Source organism: Pseudomonas sp. AC112, from assembly GCF_979253545.1.
Window position 1 is genome coordinate 3,100,941 of sequence record NZ_CEEDCM010000001.1, and the last position, 20,175, is coordinate 3,121,115.

The following is a 20,175-nucleotide window of genomic DNA, read 5'->3' on the forward strand; positions in this document are numbered from 1 at the left end:
CCCATAATCACGGCCTGCATAACACTGGCCGTGAGCGCACCATGACCTCCGAGGCACCCCGCAAGAGTCGTAAGAACAATCCGGAAAAGACCCGCGAGAACATACTCCAGGAAGCCATCGTCGAGTTTGTCCAGCAGGGCCTTTCCGGCGCTCGCGTGGACGCGATCGCCGAGCGTATCCACACCTCCAAACGCATGATCTATTACTACTTCGGCAGTAAAGAGCAGTTGTACGTCGAGGTCCTGGAGAAACTCTACGGCGACATCCGCAACACCGAAACGCGCATGAACCTCACGGCGCTGGAACCGCGCGAGGCGATCCGCCGGCTGGTGGAATTCACCTTTGATCACCATGACCAGAACGTGGATTTCGTGCGCATCGTCAGCATCGAAAATATCCACAATGCCGAATATGTGAAGCGCACCGACACCATCAAGGCGATGAACAGCAAGATCCTTGAAGGGCTGGGCGAAACCTTGCGCCGTGGTGCCGAGCTGGGCTTGTTCCGGGAAGGGCTGGAGCCGTTGGACGTGCACCTGCTGATCAACTCGTTCAGCTTTTACCGCGTGTCCAACCGCCATACATTCAGTGAGATTTTTCAGATCGATCTGTCGGATGAGGCGGTTAAACAGCGGCATCGGGACATGATTTGCGAGTCGGTGATGCGTTACTTGCAGGCTTGAGTAAGCGCGGTTCTCAAAACTGAAATGCAATCAATGTGGGAGCGAGCAAGCCCGCTCCCACATTTTTTGATCCGGTTTCGGCAGTTAGGTATTCATGGCCTGGAAATGCGCCAACATACGCTGCGCATCCGGCACTTCCCCGCTGAACAACTCAAACGCCTTTACCGCCTGGAATACCGCCATGTTGCCGCCATCCAGGGTGCGGCAACCCAAGGCGCGGGCGTCGCGCAGCAGTTCGGTTTCCAGCGGGAAATACACGATCTCCGCCACCCACAATTGCGCCCGCAATAACGCTGCAGGCACCGGCGTGCCTGGCAGTTTGGCCATGCCCATCGGCGTGGTATTGACCAAGCCATCGGCCTCGGCCATCGCGTTTTCCAGGTGCTGGCCCACCTGGGCCCGACCAGCGCCGAAACGCAGCGCTAGGTTATCCACAAGGTCGCGGGCGCGGCTGGCGTCCACGTCGAAAATACTCAAGTGCTGCACACCTTCCGCCAGCAGCGCATGGGCCACCGCCGCGCCGGCACCGCCGGCACCCATCTGCACCACACGCTCGCGGGCGACGTCATTCAAGTTGCGCCGAAAGCCTTCGGCGAACCCCAGGCAATCGGTGTTGTGGCCGATGCGTTTGCCGTCCTTGAACACCACCGTGTTGACCGCGCCAATGCCGCGAGCCTCGTCGGACAATTCATCGAGCAACGGCAGGATTGCCTGTTTGCACGGGTAGGTAATGTTCAGTCCGGTGAAGTGCATGAGTTCGGCGGCGTCCAACAGGTCGGGCAGGGCATTGATGTCCAGGCGCAGCGGTTCGAGGTCGATCAGGCGATACAAGTAGCGCAGGCCCTGGGCATCACCTTCCTGTTCATGCAGGTCAGGTGTACGGGAAGCCTGGATACCGGCGCCGATCAGGCCGGCGAGGATGCGCGGTTTCATCGGGACGACCCTTTGAGCAACTGGCTGAAATGTTCCAGGGCCAAGTGGTAACCATGGCTGCCGAACCCTGCGAGCACCGCCTTGGCGATGGGCGACACAAACGAGTGATGCCGGAAGGCTTCGCGGGCATGCACATTGGAGAGATGCACTTCGATCACCGGGACTTCACTGGCCACCAGCGCGTCGCGAATCGCCACCGAGGTGTGGGTCCAGGCCGCGGGGTTGATCACAATGCCAGCGCAGCGGGCACGGGCGCCGTGGATCCAGTCGAGCAATTCGCCTTCGTGGTTGGTCTGGCGAAATTCGATGTTCAAACCGAGCTGTTCGGCGCTTCGTCCACACAGGGCGGCGACATCGGCGAGGGTTTCATGGCCGTAGGTGGCGGGCTCGCGGGTGCCGAGCAGGTTGAGGTTGGGGCCGTTGAGCACCAGCACGATGGGCGGCATAGGGTGGATCTCCACAGTTCTTGTTAGTTGTGTGGATAAAATGTACTGGTTGGTTAATTTGGTCAATTGATGGCGGCGGATGTGTTCGATTACCGAACTGTTAATCAGGCCTTTCGCACAGGCGGATCAGATTAGATATCAATTGAAAATCATTCTCGACAACGCTTAAGATGCCCGCCTGTTTCCTTAACATTCCAGGGAGTCGGTTTGTCGGACGTGGATCTCAAAGGCCTGTTTCTCAAGCACGCCGATACCTTGCGCGGGTATCTGGCGCGCAAGGTGCGGGACCCGCAGTTGGCCGCAGACCTGGTGCAGGAGAGTTTCCTGCGCCTGGCGGAAAAACCGGCCGGCGAGCGCATCGACAACTCCCAGGGCTATCTCTATCGAACGGCGAGCAATCTGCTGATCGACCATATTCGCCAGGAAGCGCGGCGCAAGACAGACTCCGTGCCCCATGAGGCGCTGGCCGAGATTGAAGATGAAGTGGCCGGGTTGGAGGCTCAGGCAATGGCGCAGCAACAGCGACAGGCATTGAAGCAGGCACTGGCGGAGTTGCCGGAACGCACCCAGCAGATTTTCCGTCTCAACCGCATCGAAGGCATGACCCACGCCCAGGTCGCCCGGCACCTGGACATTTCTGACAGCTCGGTGCAAAAGCACCTGGCCAAGGCGTTGGCCTACGTGATGCGGCGCCTGCAGGAAGGCGAGGTGGCGCCATCCGACGAATGAGTTACCGAAATTCACCAGGTCAGACGTCACAGCGTTATATAACGAAAAATTCGAGATTCACACGTGAATAGCCAGGGTCCGCAACAGCACAGCATTACCGAGGCGGCCGCCGAGTGGGCGGTGCGCTTGCACGCCGGTGCCCTGACCGAACAGGAGCAGGCCGAGCTGCAGCATTGGATCGCCTGCGACAGCCGCCATGAAGCGGCATTGCGCTTTGCCGAGCAGACCTGGGCGGCATTGGGTGACGTGTACGGGGACGAACCGGTGCACCGTCAGCGCCCGCCAGCGGCGACGCCACCCGTGCGCCGTTCCACGCGGCGCCGGCCATGGCAGCGTGCGGCCGCCGTCGCGCTGGTCGTGGTGGTGGCGGGTATTGGCTGGGTGCGCGGGCCGGACATGGTGCTGCGGATGCAAGCCGACTACATCACCCAGAAAGGCGAGGTGCGCACCGTGCACCTGGCCGATGGCAGCAAGGTGGAGTTGGACTCCGACAGTGCCATCCGCCTGGACTACGACGGTGTGCAACGCCGTATCAGCCTGCTCCAGGGCTCGGCGATCTTTGATGTGGCGCCGAGGGTGGGCGAGGAAACCCGGCCATTCGTGGTGCAGAGCGCAGGCGGGCAGACCCGCGCGCTGGGCACGCGGTTTGTGGTGGAGCGTGAAGACGACAGCCAAGCGTGGGTCGGCGTGCTGGAACACAGTGTTGAGGTGTCCCTGAGCGCAACGCCGAAAAAGGGGCCGTCCGACAGGGTGGTCCAGGAAGGCCTGGCCGTACGCTACAGCCCTCAGCAAGGCATCGTCCTCTTGGACCAACTCGATGTTGCGCGCGCCACCAGTTGGCGGCGCGGTGTGTTGATCTTTGATCGCCAGCCGTTGGCCAGCGTCATCGAGCAACTCAACCGCTACCGTCCCGGGCGTGTGGTGCTGGCCGACTCGGCATTGGGCGAGCGTGAAGTCAGCGGCGTGTTCCGCCTCGATATGCTCGACACCGCCCTTGCCACACTGACCCAGGAACTCCAGGTGCAACGCCTGGACCTGGCTGGCCTCAGCCTGATCTATTGATGACCCGGTGGGACCTGCTTCCACCGCCTGAAATTCCCCTTCCTGAAAAACTTTCAAAAACCCTTACTGACTTCCCGCGCCTCGCACGTCTTGCTAGTTGAGAAGCATTCGCATAAACAAAAAACGCTTAGCGCAGGGAACAACAGAAATGTCAGCACTCAACAAGGGGCGTATCACCGTTAGCCGGTTAGCCCTGGCCATCCACTTGGGCCTGTTCGCCGCTGCGGCCCCGGTGTACGCCGCGCAACCTCAGGCGAAGGCTGCACAACCGGCCGTGCTGATGATCGATATCCCTGCGCAATCCTTGGGCAGTGCGGTGCTGGCGTTCGCCGACCAGGCCGGCCTGCAAGTGCTGTTCGACAGCCAGCGCCTGGAAGGCTTGCAAAGTACGGCGGTGAAAGGGCAGTACAGCGTGCAGGAAGGCTTGGCGCGTTTGTTGGGCAATGCACCGGTGGAGTACCGCTTCAACGGCGAGCGCCAAGTCACCCTGACCCGCGTTGAGCAGAGCGGCGCCGCCTTGGCGCTGGGAACCACCACGATCACCGGCCTGCACCCCAACGATTGGGTGTATTCATCGCCCCGCTCGGTGAGTGTGGTCGGGCGCGAGCAGTTGGACCGAAACCCGCCCCGGCACGCCGCTGAAATGCTGGAGGAGGCACCGGGCGTCTACTCGGCGGTCAGCCAGCAAGACCCTGGCTTGTCGGTGAATATTCGCGGCATCCAGGACTACGGCAGGGTCAACATGTCGGTGGACGGCATGCGCCAGAACTATCAGCAAAGTGGCCACCAGCAACGCAACGGCACGCTGTATGTCGACCCGGAGTTGCTGTCTGAAGTGGTGATCGAGAAGGGCGCCACTTCGACGATGGGCGGGGCGGGAGTGATCGGCGGGGTCGCCAACTTTCGCACCGTGGAAGCGGCGGACCTGCTCAAGGGCGGCAAGGAAATCGGCGGGCGTATCCGCTTGACTACGGGGCTGGGCGGGCGCAGCAACGGCACGCACTTTATCGGCAGCTCGGCGTTTGCTGTGGGCACCGACGTGTGGGACATGTTGGTGGCGGCCAGTGAGCGCCACCTCGGTGACTATAAGCCCGGCACCAAGGGCAGCATTGGCGAGCTGCGCACCGGCAGTTCCTTCCTGCCGGCCAGTGAAGACCGGATCAAGCATTCCACTGTGGAATACACCGGTTCGGTCATGCGTTCGCGACTGCTCAAGCTGGGTCTCAACTTGCCGGTGGATCAGCGTTTGCAACTGAGCTACCTGACCACCGAAGTCGGCTACGACGACGTCAACATGATGACCGCCGAAAAAGCCCAGCTCTGGGAGAAGCTCGGCAGCAGCAATGTCACGGCACAGAACTTCGCGCTGGACTACAGCTACACGCCGGACAACCCGCTGATCGATTTCAAGGCCAAGCTGTATTACGTCGATACCCGCAATGATCAAACCACGCTGACCCGTGGCAGCAGCAAGGGCTACGACGTCACCTACCAGACCAACACCTATGGTTTCCAGGCGCAGAATATTTCGACCTTTGCCTTGAGCGAACTGTCCGTGATCAAGGCCAACTATGGCCTGGAGTTTTTCTACGACAAGGTCCGCCCGGACTCCAACCAAATGGTGGCCGCCGACTCGGCCGTGACGGCCTCGGCGGCGGAAAGCATCACGCCCAGGGGCGACCGGGCGATGGGCAGCCTGTTCACTCGCCTGGACTACGACTACGACAATTGGCTGAACCTCAACGCCGGGTTGCGCTACGACCGCTATCGTCTGCGAGGCGAAACCGGTTTGAACACCCGTACGTTCATCATTGGCACCACGCGGCAAGTTGGCTTGCCCATGACGTATGACGTGGATCGGGAAGAGGGGCATTTTTCGCCGACCTTCGGCCTGTCGATCAAGCCCGGTGTGGATTGGCTGCAACTCTTCGCCACGTACGGCAAGGGCTGGCGCCCGCCGGCAGTCACCGAATCGTTGGTGAGCGGTCGGCCCCATGGCGGGGGCTCCGAGTCGATTTTCCCCAACCCCTACTTGAAGCCTGAGACGTCCACGTCCTGGGAGGTTGGCTTCAATGTGTTCAGGGAGGACCTGCTGTTCTCCGAAGACCGCGTGGGCATGAAAGTGTCCTACTTCAACACCCGCGTGGACGACTTTTCCTATATGGCCCTGGGGGTGCAGCCGCCAGGTTATGGCATCGCCAATATCGGCAATGCGGCGTATGTGAATAACCTGGAGACCACCCGTTTTCGCGGCCTTGAATACCAGTTGGATTACGACGCCGGGTTCGCCTACGGCCAGTTCAACTACACGCGCATGCTCGGCAGCAATAAATTCTGCAGCAAGACCGCGTGGCTGGGCGGTGTGACCAAGATCCAGAAAGGGCCCGGCAGCCGGGCGCCAGTCACTGCGATGGTGCCCGACGATGTGGCCAATGCGGGGCAGAGCTGCAGTGCGATCCTGGGCTCCTCCGAGCACATGCCGATGGACCGCGGCACTGCGACGCTGGGCGCGCGCTTCCTTGAGCGTAAGTTGGATGTGGGCGTTCGCGCTCGCTACAGCGGCGGTTACTACGTCAAAGGCGGCGCGGGTGTGACCACCTCGCAAACCGGCGTTTACCCGGCCGACTGGAAGCCCTACACCGTCTATGACCTCTACAGCAGCTACCGCGCCACCGACCAGTTGACCCTGCGCCTGGCCATGGAAAACGTCACCGACCGCGCCTATCTGGTGCCGTTGGGCGACGTGTTGGCCTTCACCCTGGGGCGTGGGCGCACCTTGCAGGGCACCGTTGAATATCAGTTCTGACCGATTTTGCCCAGTGACGGGCAAAACCACAGCAGGCAGTGGCTTGCTGTGGAGATACCACCCCATGACTTGGAGTTTTGCATGAGCATTTCTATTTCATACAGCACGGCCTACGCCACTAACACCGTTGCCCAGTACCTGAGCGACTGGTCGGCTTACTTTGGTGACCTGAACCACCGTGAGGGTTCGGTCAAAGAAGGTTCGAACACTGGTGGTTTCAATCCTGGCCCGTTCGACGGCACCCAATACGGTGTGTCGAGCACTGTCAGCAACGCGGCAGTGGTTGCTAACGGTGACCTGCATTACACCTTGTTCAATCCGCCGTCGCACACCTTGTGGGGTTCGATCGACTCCCTGGACCTGGGCACTATCCTGACGGGCGGTGCGGCGGGCGGTACCTACAGCCTCGCCGAGCAGGAAGTCAGCTTCACCAACCTGGGCCTGTCGAGCCTGCAATCCGAAGGCCGTGACGGCCAGGTGCACAAAATCGTGTACGGCCTGATGAGCGGCGACAGCTCGGCACTGGCGTCGGCGATCGACTCCCTGCTCAAGGACATCGACCCAAGCCTGTCGATCAACTCGACGTTCGACCAGCTGGCGGCTGCCGGTGTGGCCCATGTGGACTCGGCTGCGGTCGCAGCGTCCGATGTGGCGCTGGTGGGCGTGCAAGATGTGCCTCAGGACTTCGCCCTGGCCGCTTAAGCAAAAAAGCGAATGGCAGATCGCTCTCCCATTCGCCGTTTTACACACCGCTGTCGCCAAGCCTTCTAACTCTTCAGCGACGGCGGTGCCGAATTCTGCGCAGCGTCGCTTTGCCTGTCAACGCGGCGGCGCTGCCCGCTCAACCCCATGAGAATCCCCAGATGCGCCACGCCGGCAACGAAACCCTGGCCGCCCTCACGGCCTATAAAAGTGGCTTCTTCAACATCGGCCTGTTCTCGGCGGTGATCAACCTGCTGATGCTCGCCCCGGCGCTGTACATGTTACAGGTGTACGACCGGGTGCTGGCCTCGGGCAATGAGATGACCCTGTTGATGCTGACGCTGATGATCCTCGGCCTGTTCGGCCTGATGGGCGCGTTGGAATGGGTGCGCAGCCAGGTGGTGATCCGCCTCGGCACACAGATGGACATGCGCTTGAACCAGCGGGTGTACGACGCCGCGTTCGAAGCGCAACTCAAGGGCGGCACCCAGGCGGCGGGCCAGGCGCTGCATGACCTGACCACGCTGCGCCAGTTCGCCACCGGCCAGGCGTTGTTCGCGTTTTTCGATGCGCCTTGGTTTCCGGTGTACCTGCTGGTGATTTTCCTGTTCCACCCCTGGCTCGGTGTGTTGGCGCTGGTCGGCGCGCTGCTATTGATCGTGCTGGCGTGGGTCAACCATCACGTCAGCCAGGCGCCGATGGCCTTGGCCAGCCAACTGTCCATCAGCGCCAGCCAGCAGGCCACGGCCAACCTGCGTAATGCCGACACCATCGAGGCCATGGGCATGCTCGCCACGTTGCGTGCGCGTTGGTTCGGCCAGCATCAGGCGTTTTTGGCGCAGCAGAACCTGGCGAGTGAAAAGACCGCCACCGTTACCGCGTGGTCCAAGGGCGTGCGCCTGGCGTTGCAGTCCCTGGTACTGGGCCTGGGTGCCTTGCTGGCAGTGCAGGGCGAAATCACGCCGGGGATGATGATTGCCGGCTCGATCCTGATGGGCCGCGTGCTGAGCCCCATCGACCAGTTGATCGGCGTGTGGAAACAGTGGGGTTCGGCGCGCCTGGCCTTCGATCGGTTGTCGCAGATGCTGGCGGCGAATCCCGCGCGCCCGCAGCGCATGGCGCTGCCCGTGCCCAAAGGCCAACTGAGCGTCGAACAAATCAGCGCCTGTGCCCCCGGCAGCCGTCGGCCCGCGCTGGCCAATCTGGGCTTTAATCTGGCCGCCGGCGAAGTCCTGGGCGTGATCGGGCCGTCGGGCTGCGGCAAATCCACCTTGGCGCGGATACTGGTGGGCGCTTGGGCGCCCCTGGCCGGCAAGGTGCGGCTGGACGGTGCCGATCTGGCCTTGTGGGATAAGCAGCAATTGGGCCCGCACATCGGCTATCTGCCTCAAGACATCCAGCTATTCGCCGGCAGCATCGCGGAAAACATCGCGCGGTTTGCTGAGGTCGATGCGGATAAAGTCCTCGCGGCTGCACAAATGGCCGGCGTGCATGAGCTGATCCTGCAACTGCCCCAAGGCTACGACACGCAATTGGGAGAGGGCGGCGCCGGGCTGTCCGGCGGCCAGAAACAACGCGTCGCGCTGGCGCGTGCGCTGTACCGCCTGCCCGCGCTGATCGTGCTGGATGAGCCCAACGCCAACCTTGATGAAGTCGGCGAGCAAGCTCTGCTCCAAGCGATCACCCAGCTCAAGCAGCAGCGCCGAACAGTGATCCTGATCACCCACAAACCCAACGTACTGACGCTGACCGACCAGTTGCTGATCCTCAAGGAAGGTCAGCTGCAGGCCTTCGGGCCGACGGCGCGTGTGCTGGAGGCACGGCAGAAACCGGCAACGCCCAAGCCGGTATCGACCATGAGCATGAGCTACCGCCTCGGTGAAGGAAAACAGGCATGAACCAGAGCAAACCTGTGTTGGTCAGCGACACACCAAGCAACGTGCTGGCGCTGGATGACAAAAAGTACTCGCGCCTGGGCTGGCTGTTGGTACTCGGCGGTTTTGCCGGCTTCCTCGGCTGGGCCGCGTTGGCGCCGTTGGACAAGGGCGTGGCAGTGCCGGGCAAGGTCATGGTGTCGGGCCATCGCAAGACCGTGCAACACCCGGCCGGGGGCATTGTCGAGCGTATCGACGTGCGCGACGGTGACGTGGTTAGCGCGGGCCAGGTGTTGTTGCGCTTGAAGGAAACCCCGTTGCGCGGGCAGATGCAGTCCCTGCGCAGCCAGTACTTGGCGTCCCTGGCCAGCGAGGCGCGCTTGAGTGCCGAAAGTGAAGGGTTGTCGGCGATCACCTTCGGCCCCGAATTGCTCAACGATCCGGAGGCGGCGGGCACCCTGAGCCTGCAACGGCAGTTGTTCAATAGTCGCGCCCAGGCCTTGGCCACCGAGCAACAAGGCCTGCGTGAAACCATCGCCGGGGCCGAGTCGCAACTGCGGGGCACGCGGGATTCGCAAGCAAGCAAAGTCCAGCAGCGCGCGGCGTTGAATGAGCAACTGCAGGGGCTGCGTGAGTTGGCGCGCGAGGGTTACATTCCACGTAATCGCTTGCTCGACAGTGAGCGACTGTACTCACAGATCGACGGCGCCATCGCCGAGGACTACGGTCGCATCGGCCAACTGCAACGCCAGGTGATGGAACTGCGCCTGCGCATCCGCCAGCTCGGCGAAGACTTCCAGAAAGACCTGCGCGGCCAGTTGGCCGAGACCCGCACCCGCAGCGATGACCTGCGCAATCGCCTGGCATCGGCCGAGTTCGAATTGGCCAACAGCCGGGTGCGTGCGCCCGCAAGCGGCGTGGTGGTGGGGTTGGACGTGTTCACCGAAGGCGGTGTGATCAAGCCCGGCCAGGCGCTGATGGACATCGTGCCTCAGGGCGAGCCCTTGCTGGTGGAGGCGCGGGTGCCGGTGCAGATGGTCGACAAGGTGCACCCCGGTCTGCCGGTGGAACTGATGTTCTCGGCCTTCAACCAGTCCACCACACCCCGGGTGGCCGGCGAGGTGACATTGGTCTCGGCAGACCGCCAGGTCGATGAGCGCACCGACGAGCCTTACTACACGCTGCGTGCCCAGGTCAGCGCGGCCGGCATGCAACAACTGGACGGCGTGCAGATCCGCCCGGGCATGCCGGTGGAAACCTTCGTCAAGACGGGGGAACGCTCGATGCTCAACTACCTGTTCAAACCCCTGATGGATCGCACCCATATGGCCCTGGTGGAAGAATGAAGGCGCTGTTGTTGACCCTGTGTTTCGGTTGTTCCTCGGCGGCGCACGCCCTGGGTTTGCTGGATGCCTACGACTTGGCCCTACGCAATGATCCGACGTTTCAGGCCGCGATCCAGGAGCGTGAAGGCGGTGAAGAAAACCGTGTGATCGGTCGGGCCGCGTTGTTGCCGAACTTGTCGTGGAGCTATAACAACTCGCGCAACGAGTCCGAAGTGACGGCGGGGGATGTCAAAAGCGACCGTGATTACCGCAGTTATGCGTCGACCCTGACGTTGCAGCAACCGCTGCTGGATTACGAAGCCTACGCGCGTTTTCGTCAGGGCACCGCGCAGGCGTTGATGGCCGACGAGCGCTTTCGCGGCAAGAGCCAGGAACTGGCGGTGCGGGTGCTCAATGCTTACAGCCAGGCGTTGCTGGCCCAGGAGCGTATCGAGCTGAGCCGTGCACAGAAACGCGCGTATGCCGAGCGCCTGCAACTCAATGACCGCCTGCTCAAAGGCGGCGAAGGCACGCGCACCGATGTGCTTGAAACCCAGGCGCGCCTGAGTCTGGCCCAGGCCGAAGAAATCGAATCGCAAGACGCCCAGGACAGTGCCCTGCGCGAGCTGGAAGCCATCGTCGGCCAACCGCTGCAAATCGAAGAACTGGCGCCGCTGACGCGCCAATTCGAGATTGCGCCCCTGGAGCCCAATCGTTTCGAAACCTGGCGCGAGATGGCCATGGCCAACAACCCTGAACTCAAATCCCAGCACCACGCCCTGGACGTGGCCTCCTATGAAGTGGAGCGCAAACGCGCTGGTCACTTGCCCAAGGTCAGCCTGTACGCCACCAGCCGCCAGACCAACTCCGACTCGGAAAGCAGCTACAACCAGAAGTACGACACCAACACTGTCGGCATCCAGGTCAGCCTGCCGCTGTTTGCCGGTGGCGGCGTATCGGCCTCCACGCGGCAGGCGGCGAACCAGCTGTCCCAAGCCCAGTACGAGCTGGACGCGCAAACCTCGGCCACGCTGGTGGAGTTGCGCAAGCAGTTCAACCTCAACACCAGCGGCGCGGCCAAAGTGCGTGCTTATGAAATGGCCGTCAGCTCTGCCACGGCTTTAGTCGCTGCGACGAAAAAGAGTGTGGCCGGCGGTGAGCGGGTCAACCTCGACGTGCTCGACGCAGAACAACAACTCTTCACCGCCCGCCGCGATTTGGCGAATGCGCGACATGCGTATCTGCTGGCGAGGATTCAGCTGAAGTATTACGCGGGGTTGCTGAGCGAGCAGGACTTGCGGGCCTTGGCGGGGTACTTCCAGCCCTCGGCATGAGTGGTTACAACCCGGCATTCGCCGGGTTTTTTGTGCTTACTCATCTGTAAAACCGCTTCGGCAAGCCGGCTCCTGCAGGTTTTGCGGGGTTAGCGCCGGGTCAACAGCACCCCGGATTCCATATGGTGCGTCCACGGGAACTGGTCAAACATCGCACACTGAGTGATCTTGTGGGTGTCATGCAGTTGCGCAATGTTCGCCGCCAAGGTCTCCGGGTTGCAGGAGATGTACAGGATGTTGTCGAAGCGTCGGGTCAGTTCGCAGGTGTCCGGGTCCATGCCGGCGCGCGGCGGGTCGACGAAGACGCTGCCGAATTCGTAACTCTTCAAATCGATGCCGTGCAGGCGGCGGAACGGGCGAACTTCGTTCAGCGCTTCGGTGAGTTCTTCGGCGGAGAGACGCACCAGCGTGACGTTACCCACCGCGTTTTCATCGAGGTTGCTCAGGGCCGCGTTCACCGAGGTCTTGCTGATTTCGGTAGCCAGTACTTTGCGTACACGCGTAGCCAAGGGCAGGGTGAAGTTGCCGTTGCCGCAGTACAGCTCAAGCAAATCATCCGGGCGATCGCCCAGGGCGTCGTATGCCCAGTTGAGCATCTTCTGGTTCACCGTGCCGTTGGGCTGGGTGAAGGCGCCTTCGGGTTGGCGGTAGCTGAAGGTGCGGCCGCCGACGTCGAGTTTTTCCACCACGTAGTCATGGCCGATCACATCGCGCTTGCCCTTGGAACGGCCGATGATGCTGACATTCAAGTCGGCTGCCAGTTGGTTTGCAGCGGTGTGCCAGTGCTCATCCAGCGGGCGGTGATAGCACAGGGTGATCATCGCGTCGCCGGCCAGGGTGGTGAGGAACTCCACCTGGAACAGCTTATGGCTGAGGGCGGCGCTGGCTTGCCAGGCGGCCTTGAGCTGCGGCATCAACTGGTTGATGCGCTGGCTGGCGATGGGGAACGCTTCGATCAGGATCGGCGTGCGCTTGTCGTCCTGGGAGAACATCGCGTAGTGGCGCTCACCGCCTTCGCGCCACAGGCGGAACTCCGCGCGCAGGCGGAAGTTCTGCAGCGGCGAGTCGAAGACCTGCGGCTCTGGCGCGTCGAACGGTGCCAGCAGGTCACGCAAGCGCGTGACCTTGTCTTGCAGTTGAGCGGTGTAGCGTGCGGCGTCAAAAGTCATGCGTTGAACCAGCCCAGCTTGATCACAAACAGAATCGACAGAATCACCAGCGCCGGGTTCAGCTCGCGGTAGCGGCCCGAAAGCAGCTTGATGGCGGTCCAGGCGATGAAACCGAAGGCGATGCCGTTGGCGATGGAGTAAGTGAACGGCATCGCCAGGGCGGTGATCACCACCGGCGCTGCAACAGTGATGTCATCCCAGTCGATTTCGGCCAGGCCCTGGGTCATCAGCACCGCCACGAACAGCAATGCTGGCGCGGTGGCGAAGGCGGGAACGCTGCCGGCCAGCGGCGCGAAGAACAAAGCCAACAGGAACAGGATCGCGACCACGATGGCGGTCAAACCGGTACGGCCGCCGGCACTCACACCTGCGGCGGACTCGATGTAGCTGGTGGTGGTCGACGTACCCAGCAAGGAGCCGGCCATGGCGGCGGTGCTGTCGGCGATCAGCGCACGGCCCATTTTCGGCATGTGGCCGTCCTTGCCCATCAGGCCGGCGCGCTTGGCAACGCCAATCAGGGTGCCGGAGTTGTCGAACAGGTCCACGAACAGGAACGCGAAGATCACACTGACCAGGCCAATGTCCAACGCGCCTTTAATGTCCAGTTGCAGGAACGTGGGGGCCAGGGACGGTGGCATCGACACAACGCCGCCGAACTCGGTAACGCCCAGCAGGATGGACACGAGGGTGACGGCCAGAATGCCGATCAGCACTGCACCGCGCACGGCGAGCGCTTCCAGCGCCACGATGAGCATAAAGCCGAGGGTGGCGAGGATCGCTGCGGGCTTTTTAAGGTCACCCATGCCCACCAGCGTGTTCGGGTTGCCGACCACGATACCGGCGTTGTGCAGGGCAATCAGCGCCAGGAACAGGCCGATACCGGCGGCAATCGCCGAACGCAGCGGCAGCGGGATGCTGTTGATGATCCACTCACGGATGCGGAAGATCGACAGGATGAAAAACAGCACCGCCGAAATAAACACCGCGCCCAGTGCAACCTGCCAGGTGTGGCCCATGTGCAGAACCACGGTGTAGGTAAAGAAGGCGTTGAGGCCCATGCCCGGCGCAAGTGCGATCGGGTAGTTGGCGATCAGGCCCATCACGGTCGAGCCGATGGCCGCTGCCAGGCACGTCGCGACAAAGATGGCGCCCTTGTCCATGCCGGTTTCGCCGAGGATGCTCGGGTTCACGAACAGAATGTAGGCCATGGCCAGGAATGTCGTGATGCCCGCGAGGATCTCGGTGCGCACGTTGGTGTTGTGTGCCTTGAGTTGAAACAGCTTTTCCAGCATGCCTGCTCCCTGTGACGCTCTGTGGCGTCGTGATTTGTTGACCTCTAAGTCAAAGCACAAACTGCGCCAAGCGCCTGTGGTTTCAGAGAGGATCGGAAAAAGCGGCGCATCATACCAGCAGCCGAGGCCTTGAGGCATACTGCGCCGACGTTTAAACGAAGGTCACCTGCAACATGAAAAACACCAGCCCGTGGAGTCTAGCCCTGATCCCCTGTATCAGCCTGTTGCTCGGCGCAGCACCGGCGTGGGGCGCGACTGCACCGCCCTTGAGCGAAGTGCGCGTGTTCAAGGTTGAGTCGGCCGGTTGCACGGAAACCATTCCCGAGCGCGCGCAGGACACCGCGATGTGCACACACCGCGGCCCCACCAAGGTGTCGGTGATGGAAGTGGGCCTGGGGAATAACCCGGTCGGCCTCTTCAATGGCGCGGTGTTGAATGGCCAGCGCACGGCGGTGTGCCAGGTCGGCAACGTTAGCGAAGCCTGCAGTGGCGCCGGTACGTTGATGGGCTACATCTATGTGTTTGACTTGAATGTCGAGGCCCAGGGCTGGTTCCAATACAGCAACTCGTCCATCAACCCGCCGCGCAACACCTTGTCGACGCAGCTCAATATCCGCTGATCAATCACCTTGAACGCTCAATACCCCGGGAAGTCGTACCCCTGAGACGGCGACTTTCCTGAACGCCGCGGATGTCCACCAACCCGTGAGGTGTTTATGAGCGCGACCCCCAATGGCGCGGCGGCCCAACCGTTCGCCAGCCACTCGATACGCCTGAGCCTCAACGGCCAGGACCGCCAACTGGATGTGTTGCCCTGGACCACGCTGCTCGACCTGTTGCGCGAGCAACTCGACCTGGTTGGCAGTAAAAAAGGCTGCGACCACGGCCAATGCGGCGCCTGCACGGTGTTGCGCGACGGCAAACGAATTAATGCCTGCCTGACCCTGGCGGTGATGTGCGACGGCGCCGAGCTGACCACCATCGAAGGCCTGGCCAACGGCGACCAACTGCACCCGATGCAGCAGGCGTTCATCAAGCACGACGCTTTCCAGTGCGGTTACTGCACCCCCGGCCAGATCTGTTCGGCCGTGGGCCTGGCCAATGAAGGTCGTGCCAACGACAGCGCGCAAATCCAGGAGCTGATGAGCGGCAACCTGTGCCGCTGCGGCGCCTACAGCAATATCCGCGACGCCATCGTGGAAGTCGTGGGAGGTGAGCAATGAACCCCTTCCATTACAGCAAGCCCGTCGATGTACAGGAGGCCGTGCACCTGAGCAGTGGCGCCTCGCGCTTTATTGCCGGGGGCACCAACCTACTGGACCTGATGAAAGAAAACATCAGCCGCCCCGAGCACCTCATCGACATCACCGGCCTGCCGTTGCATGACATTCAGGAGACGACCGACGGGGGCCTGTTGATCGGCGCCCTGGTGAGTAACGCCGACCTGGCCTGGCACCCGCTGATCGAACAGCGTTACCCACTGCTGTCCCAGGCCATCCTCGCCGGCGCCTCGCCGCAACTGCGCAACATGGCCAGTACTGGCGGCAACCTGTTGCAGCGCACCCGCTGCTACTACTTTTATGATGCCACCGTGCCGTGCAACAAGCGCGAGCCCGGCAGTGGCTGCCCTGCGCGCACCGGCTTGAACCGTATCCATGCGATCCTCGGCGCCAGTGAGCAGTGCGTCGCCACCCACCCCTCCGATATGTGCGTCGCCCTGGCGGCGCTGGAGGCGCGGGTGCATGTCGAAGGCCGTGGTGGTGCGCGGATCATCGAGTTTGCCGATTTTCATCGCTTGCCCGGTGATGCGCCGCAACGCGACAACCTGCTGGCCGACGATGAGCTGATCACCGCTGTCGAGCTGCCTGCCGACAACCTGGCGCACCATAGCAACTACCTGAAAATCCGCGATCGCGCGTCTTATGCCTTCGCCCTGGTGTCGGTGGCGGCAGCGCTTGAGCTGGACGGCGACATCATCGTCGATGCCCGCCTGGCCCTTGGCGGCGTGGCCCACAAACCCTGGCGCGACCGCGCAGTGGAAGCCGGGCTGATCGGCCAGGTGGTCAGCCGCGAAACCTTCGGCCACGCCGCCGATGCCCTGTTGCAAGACGCCGAGCCGCTGGAACACAACGGGTTCAAGATCAAGCTGGCACGCCGGGGGATCATTCGTGCCCTGAGTGACGCCGCTGTCGCAGGAGAACGCTCATGACCGCAATCGGCAAACCCTTGGACCGCGTCGACGGTCTGCTCAAGGTCACCGGCCAAGCGCGTTATGCCGGTGAGTTTCCCGAGGATGGCCTGCTGCATGGCAGTGTGGTGTCCAGCACCGTCGCCAAGGGCCGTGTGCTGCGCATCGACGCCTCCAAGGCGCTGGCCCTGCCGGGTGTGGTGGCGGTTATCCATCACCTCAACCGGCCAAAAATCGCCAGTTATGACGATGCTTTCCAGGACGACGACGCCGCCGACGGCTCGCCGTTTCGCCCGCTGTACAACGACCGCGTGCTGTACAGCGGCCAGCCCCTGGCGTTGGTGATCGCCGACAACCTCGAGCTGGCGCGGCATGCCGGCTCCCTGGTAGACATCGAGTACGAAACCGAAGCCTTCGAAACCGACCTGTTGGCCCAGCAAGAGCAGGCGCATGCCTCGCCGCAGACCCCGCCCGCGCCGCGCGGCAACTTCCAGGCCGAATGGGCCGGCGCTGCGGTCAGCCTGGACTTGCACTACAGCACGCCCATCGAACACCACAACCCGATGGAGCCCCACGCCAGCACCGTGCTGTATCAGCCGGACGGTACCCTGCACATCCATGACAAGACCCAGGGCCCACAGAATTGCCAGGCCTATGTGCAAAAGGTCTTCGGCTTGGATAAAAGCCAGGTGCGTATCTTTGCCGCGTTCGTCGGTGGCGCCTTTGGTTCTGGCTTGCGCCCGCAGTACCAGTTGCCGCTGGCGGTGATGGCCGCCCTGGCGCTCAAGCGTTCGGTGCGCGTCACCCTGACCCGCCAACAGATGTTCACCTTCGGCTACCGCCCGCGCACCTTGCAGCGTTTGCAAATGGGCGCCGCCGCGAATGGACGCCTCACGGCATTGGGGCACACCGCCATCGGCCAGACCTCGCGGTTCGAGGATTTCAGCGAGCATGTGGTGGAGTGGAGCGGCATGCTTTACCACTGCGATAACGTGCAGCTTACTTATAAGTTGGTGCCACTGGATGTATTCACGCCCCTGGACATGCGCGCCCCCGGTGCTGCCCTCGGCGTGATTGGCCTGGAGTGCGCCATGGACGAACTGGCCTGCGCCCTGGGCATTGACCCGGTGCAACTGCGGCTGATCAACTACGCCGAGCGCAACCAGAACGAAGACAAACCCTGGTCGAGCAAGGCCCTGCGCGAGTGTTATCGCGCAGGTGCCGAGCGTTTCGGCTGGAGCCAGCGCAACCCCGAGCCGCGCAGCATGCGTGACGGGCGCCAGTTGATCGGCTGGGGCATGGCCGGCGGGGTGTGGGAAGCCATGCAGATGAAGGCCAGCGCCAAGGCGCGGATCGACGCGCAAGGCAAGCTGACGGTCAGCAGTGCCACCACCGATATCGGCACCGGCACTTACACGGTGATGACCCAGATCGCGGCGCAAGCCAGCGGTGTGGCCGTCGAGGACGTGGTGTTTCTGCTTGGCGATTCGTCATTACCCACCGCGCCGTTGCAGGGCGGGTCGTTTACCGTGTCCTCGGTCGGCACGGCCGTGCAGCAAGCCTGCGAAGCATTGACCGGCAAACTGCTGGCCATTGCCCGGCAGACGTACCCGGTCTTCAAGGAGGCCGAATCCGTGCGCTTCGAAGACGGCCACCTGCATACCGGGGACGTGAGTGTGTCGCTGGCGCAGTTGGTCAAGGACAGCGGCGAGGATGGGTTGGAGGTGCAGGTCGACAGCGAGCCCGATAAAAAACGCGAAGGCTACAGCACTGCCACCCATTCGGCGGTATTTGTCGAGGTACAGGTGGACGAAGACCTCGGCACCATCAAGGTGCGCCGCGTGGTCAGTGCGATTGCCGCCGGGCGTGTGGTCAACCCGAAGATGGCCCGCAGCCAGATCCTTGGCGGCGTGGTGTGGGGGATCGGCATGGCCCTGCACGAAGAAACCCAGATCGACCATCAGCTGGGGCGCTACATGAACCACAGCCTGGCCGAGTACCACATCCCGGTTAACGCGGATATTGGCGAGATCGACGTGGTGTTTGTCGAGGAACATGACGAGATCGTCAATGCCCTGGGGTCCAAGGGCGTGGGGGAGATCGGGATAGTCGGGGTGGCAGCGGCGGTGGCGAATGCGATTTATCACGCCACGGGCAAGCGGGTGCGTGAGTTCCCGATTACCTTGGATAAGGTGCTCTGACCCGGACCTATGACCCACTGAAAATCAACTGTGGGAGCCGGGCAAGCCCAGCTCCCACAGGTATTGAGGCACACCTTAGACGTTGGGCTCTTCCACCGGCACATGCATGCGGTCGCGATTCGCCAGGGTCGGGAACAGCTTGATCCACACCCCCGTCACCACCAGCGTACCGATCCCGCCCATCACCACGGCGGGCACGGTGCCGAACCAGTGGGCGGTAATGCCCGACTCGAACTCACCCAATTGGTTGGACGCCCCGATAAACAAGCCGTTGACCGCACTGACGCGCCCGCGCATTTCATCCGGCGTTTCCAACTGCACGAACGACGCGCGAATGACCATGCTGATCATGTCCGCTGCCCCCAGCACCACCAGCACCGCCAGGGAAAACCAGAACGAGGTGGACAGGCCGAAGGCAATGGTCGCCACGCCGAACACGCCGACGGCGGTGAACATCACGCGACCGACATGCCGGTCCACCGAGAACCGCGCCAGCCACAGCGACATCAACAACGCACCCACGGCCGGCGCCGAACGCAGCAGGCCCAGGCCCCAGGCGCCGGTCAGCAGGATGTCCTTGGCGAACACCGGCAACAACGCGGTGGCGCCCCCCAGCAACACGGCAAACAGGTCGAGGGAGATGGCGCCAAGGATGTCCGGGCGGCTGCGGATAAAACGGATGCCGGCCAACAGTGAATCCAGGGTCGCCTTGCCTTTGTTGAGCGGCGTCTGGCGGGCGGGCAGGTTGAGGGTCAGCACGCAGGCGATGAGGTACAGCACCACGGTGGGGCCATACACCCACACGCTGCCAAAGGCGTAGAGCAAACCGCCGAGCGCCGGCGCGACGATGGTTGCCAGTTGCTGGGCCGACTGCGATGAAGCCACGGCCCGTGGGAACAGTGCGCTGGGCACGATGCTCGGCAACAGCGCCTGGGTGGTGGGCATTTCAAACGAGCGCGCGGCGCCCAGCAGGAACGCGAGGATAAAGATCATCTCGCGGGTCACGTTGCCGGTCAGGCCGCCTATGGCCAGGGACAGGGCAATCAGTGCCTGCACGGTCTGGCAGATGGCCGCGACTTTGCGCCGTTCATAGCGGTCGGCCACGTGCCCGGTGTGCAGCATGAAGAGCACCCGTGGCACGAACTCCACCAGCCCGACCAACCCCAGGTCCAGCACATTGCCGGTCAGTTGGTAGAGGTTCCAGCCGATGGCCACGGTGAGCATCTGGAAACCACTGGCGGTAAAGATGCGCGCCAGCCAGAACGCGATGAAAGGGCGGTGATGACGCAACAGCAACGCGGGTTCACTAGGCATCGGGAATTCAGGTCAGGGCCGGAGGGAGCGCCGAGATTATCATTAAGTTGTAACAGATAGTTGCAACAACTGAGCTGAGGCAGTCTGTCACGCGGCAAAAGACCACACAGTTCATTC

Annotated in this window: 17 protein-coding genes; 12 read left to right on the forward strand and 5 right to left on the reverse strand. The window is 62.5% G+C overall.

Features of this window, described 5'->3' with window-relative positions:
* The first annotated feature begins 41 nt into the window (after positions 1–41).
* Positions 42–683, forward strand: a complete 642-nt coding sequence (locus AC0IYN_RS14425) for a TetR/AcrR family transcriptional regulator (protein WP_078050288.1) — start codon at positions 42–44, stop codon at positions 681–683.
* Positions 684–767: 84 nt separating this feature from the next.
* Here the strand turns inward: AC0IYN_RS14425 and AC0IYN_RS14430 are convergent, their stop codons facing one another.
* Positions 768–1,616 carry a shikimate dehydrogenase gene (locus AC0IYN_RS14430; protein ID WP_078050287.1) on the reverse strand — a complete coding sequence of 283 codons (849 nt, stop codon included), beginning with the start codon at positions 1,614–1,616 and terminating at the stop codon, positions 768–770.
* Positions 1,613–2,062 carry a type II 3-dehydroquinate dehydratase gene (aroQ, locus tag AC0IYN_RS14435; RefSeq protein WP_406599473.1) on the reverse strand — a complete coding sequence of 150 codons (450 nt, stop codon included), beginning with the start codon at positions 2,060–2,062 and terminating at the stop codon, positions 1,613–1,615. The genes AC0IYN_RS14430 and aroQ overlap by 4 nt, the downstream gene beginning before the upstream one ends.
* A 207-nt stretch (positions 2,063–2,269) precedes the next feature.
* Between aroQ and AC0IYN_RS14440 the strand changes: the two genes are divergently transcribed.
* The 7 genes from AC0IYN_RS14440 (at position 2,270) to AC0IYN_RS14470 (ending at position 11,894) form a co-directional block, all read left to right on the forward strand.
* The gene (locus AC0IYN_RS14440) at positions 2,270–2,791 is read left to right on the forward strand and encodes an RNA polymerase sigma factor (protein WP_471841907.1); all 522 of its coding nucleotides are present in this window, start codon (positions 2,270–2,272) and stop codon (positions 2,789–2,791) included.
* A 63-nt stretch (positions 2,792–2,854) separates the two neighbouring features.
* Positions 2,855–3,853 carry a FecR family protein gene (locus tag AC0IYN_RS14445; protein WP_471841910.1) on the forward strand — a complete coding sequence of 333 codons (999 nt, stop codon included), beginning with the start codon at positions 2,855–2,857 and terminating at the stop codon, positions 3,851–3,853.
* Positions 3,854–4,001: 148 nt separating this feature from the next.
* Entirely contained in the window at positions 4,002–6,659 is a 2,658-nt protein-coding gene (locus AC0IYN_RS14450) for a TonB-dependent receptor (RefSeq protein ID WP_471841913.1), read from the forward strand.
* An 81-nt stretch (positions 6,660–6,740) separates the two neighbouring features.
* Positions 6,741–7,361 carry a heme acquisition protein HasA gene (locus AC0IYN_RS14455; protein ID WP_123475707.1) on the forward strand — a complete coding sequence of 207 codons (621 nt, stop codon included), beginning with the start codon at positions 6,741–6,743 and terminating at the stop codon, positions 7,359–7,361.
* Positions 7,362–7,522: 161 nt separating this feature from the next.
* Entirely contained in the window at positions 7,523–9,259 is a 1,737-nt protein-coding gene (locus AC0IYN_RS14460; RefSeq protein WP_406599469.1) for a type I secretion system permease/ATPase, read from the forward strand.
* The gene (locus tag AC0IYN_RS14465; RefSeq protein WP_471841916.1) at positions 9,256–10,581 is read left to right on the forward strand and encodes an HlyD family type I secretion periplasmic adaptor subunit; all 1,326 of its coding nucleotides are present in this window, start codon (positions 9,256–9,258) and stop codon (positions 10,579–10,581) included. Before AC0IYN_RS14460 ends, AC0IYN_RS14465 begins: the two co-directional genes overlap by 4 nt.
* Positions 10,578–11,894, forward strand: a complete 1,317-nt coding sequence (locus AC0IYN_RS14470) for a TolC family outer membrane protein (RefSeq protein WP_458375949.1) — start codon at positions 10,578–10,580, stop codon at positions 11,892–11,894. Before AC0IYN_RS14465 ends, AC0IYN_RS14470 begins: the two co-directional genes overlap by 4 nt.
* Positions 11,895–11,983: 89 nt before the next feature.
* Here the strand turns inward: AC0IYN_RS14470 and trmA are convergent, their stop codons facing one another.
* Positions 11,984–13,063 carry a tRNA (uridine(54)-C5)-methyltransferase TrmA gene (gene trmA, locus AC0IYN_RS14475; RefSeq protein WP_406599466.1) on the reverse strand — a complete coding sequence of 360 codons (1,080 nt, stop codon included), beginning with the start codon at positions 13,061–13,063 and terminating at the stop codon, positions 11,984–11,986.
* Positions 13,060–14,355, reverse strand: a complete 1,296-nt coding sequence (locus AC0IYN_RS14480; RefSeq protein WP_457239768.1) for an NCS2 family permease — start codon at positions 14,353–14,355, stop codon at positions 13,060–13,062. Before AC0IYN_RS14480 ends, trmA begins: the two co-directional genes overlap by 4 nt.
* A gap of 173 nt (positions 14,356–14,528) precedes the next feature.
* Between AC0IYN_RS14480 and AC0IYN_RS14485 the strand changes: the two genes are divergently transcribed.
* From AC0IYN_RS14485 to AC0IYN_RS14500, 4 genes are all read left to right on the forward strand, one after another.
* Positions 14,529–14,975 (forward strand): DUF4879 domain-containing protein, encoded by a 447-nt coding sequence (locus tag AC0IYN_RS14485; RefSeq protein WP_406599464.1) that lies wholly within the window; start codon positions 14,529–14,531, stop codon positions 14,973–14,975.
* A 96-nt stretch (positions 14,976–15,071) separates the two neighbouring features.
* Positions 15,072–15,578, forward strand: coding sequence for a (2Fe-2S)-binding protein (locus AC0IYN_RS14490; RefSeq protein ID WP_471841921.1), 507 nt, complete (start codon positions 15,072–15,074; stop codon positions 15,576–15,578).
* Positions 15,575–16,564: an FAD binding domain-containing protein gene (locus AC0IYN_RS14495; protein WP_406599463.1), complete on the forward strand. Its 990-nt coding sequence runs from the start codon at positions 15,575–15,577 to the stop codon at positions 16,562–16,564. The genes AC0IYN_RS14490 and AC0IYN_RS14495 overlap by 4 nt, the downstream gene beginning before the upstream one ends.
* Positions 16,561–18,744 carry a xanthine dehydrogenase family protein molybdopterin-binding subunit gene (locus tag AC0IYN_RS14500; RefSeq protein WP_457239769.1) on the forward strand — a complete coding sequence of 728 codons (2,184 nt, stop codon included), beginning with the start codon at positions 16,561–16,563 and terminating at the stop codon, positions 18,742–18,744. Before AC0IYN_RS14495 ends, AC0IYN_RS14500 begins: the two co-directional genes overlap by 4 nt.
* 75 nt (positions 18,745–18,819) lie before the next feature.
* On the opposite strand, the gene AC0IYN_RS14505 is transcribed toward AC0IYN_RS14500, so the two are convergent.
* On the reverse strand, positions 18,820–20,058 hold the full coding sequence (locus tag AC0IYN_RS14505) for an MFS transporter (RefSeq protein WP_078050272.1): 1,239 nt from the start codon (positions 20,056–20,058) through the stop codon (positions 18,820–18,822).
* Positions 20,059–20,175: the final 117 nt, after the last annotated feature.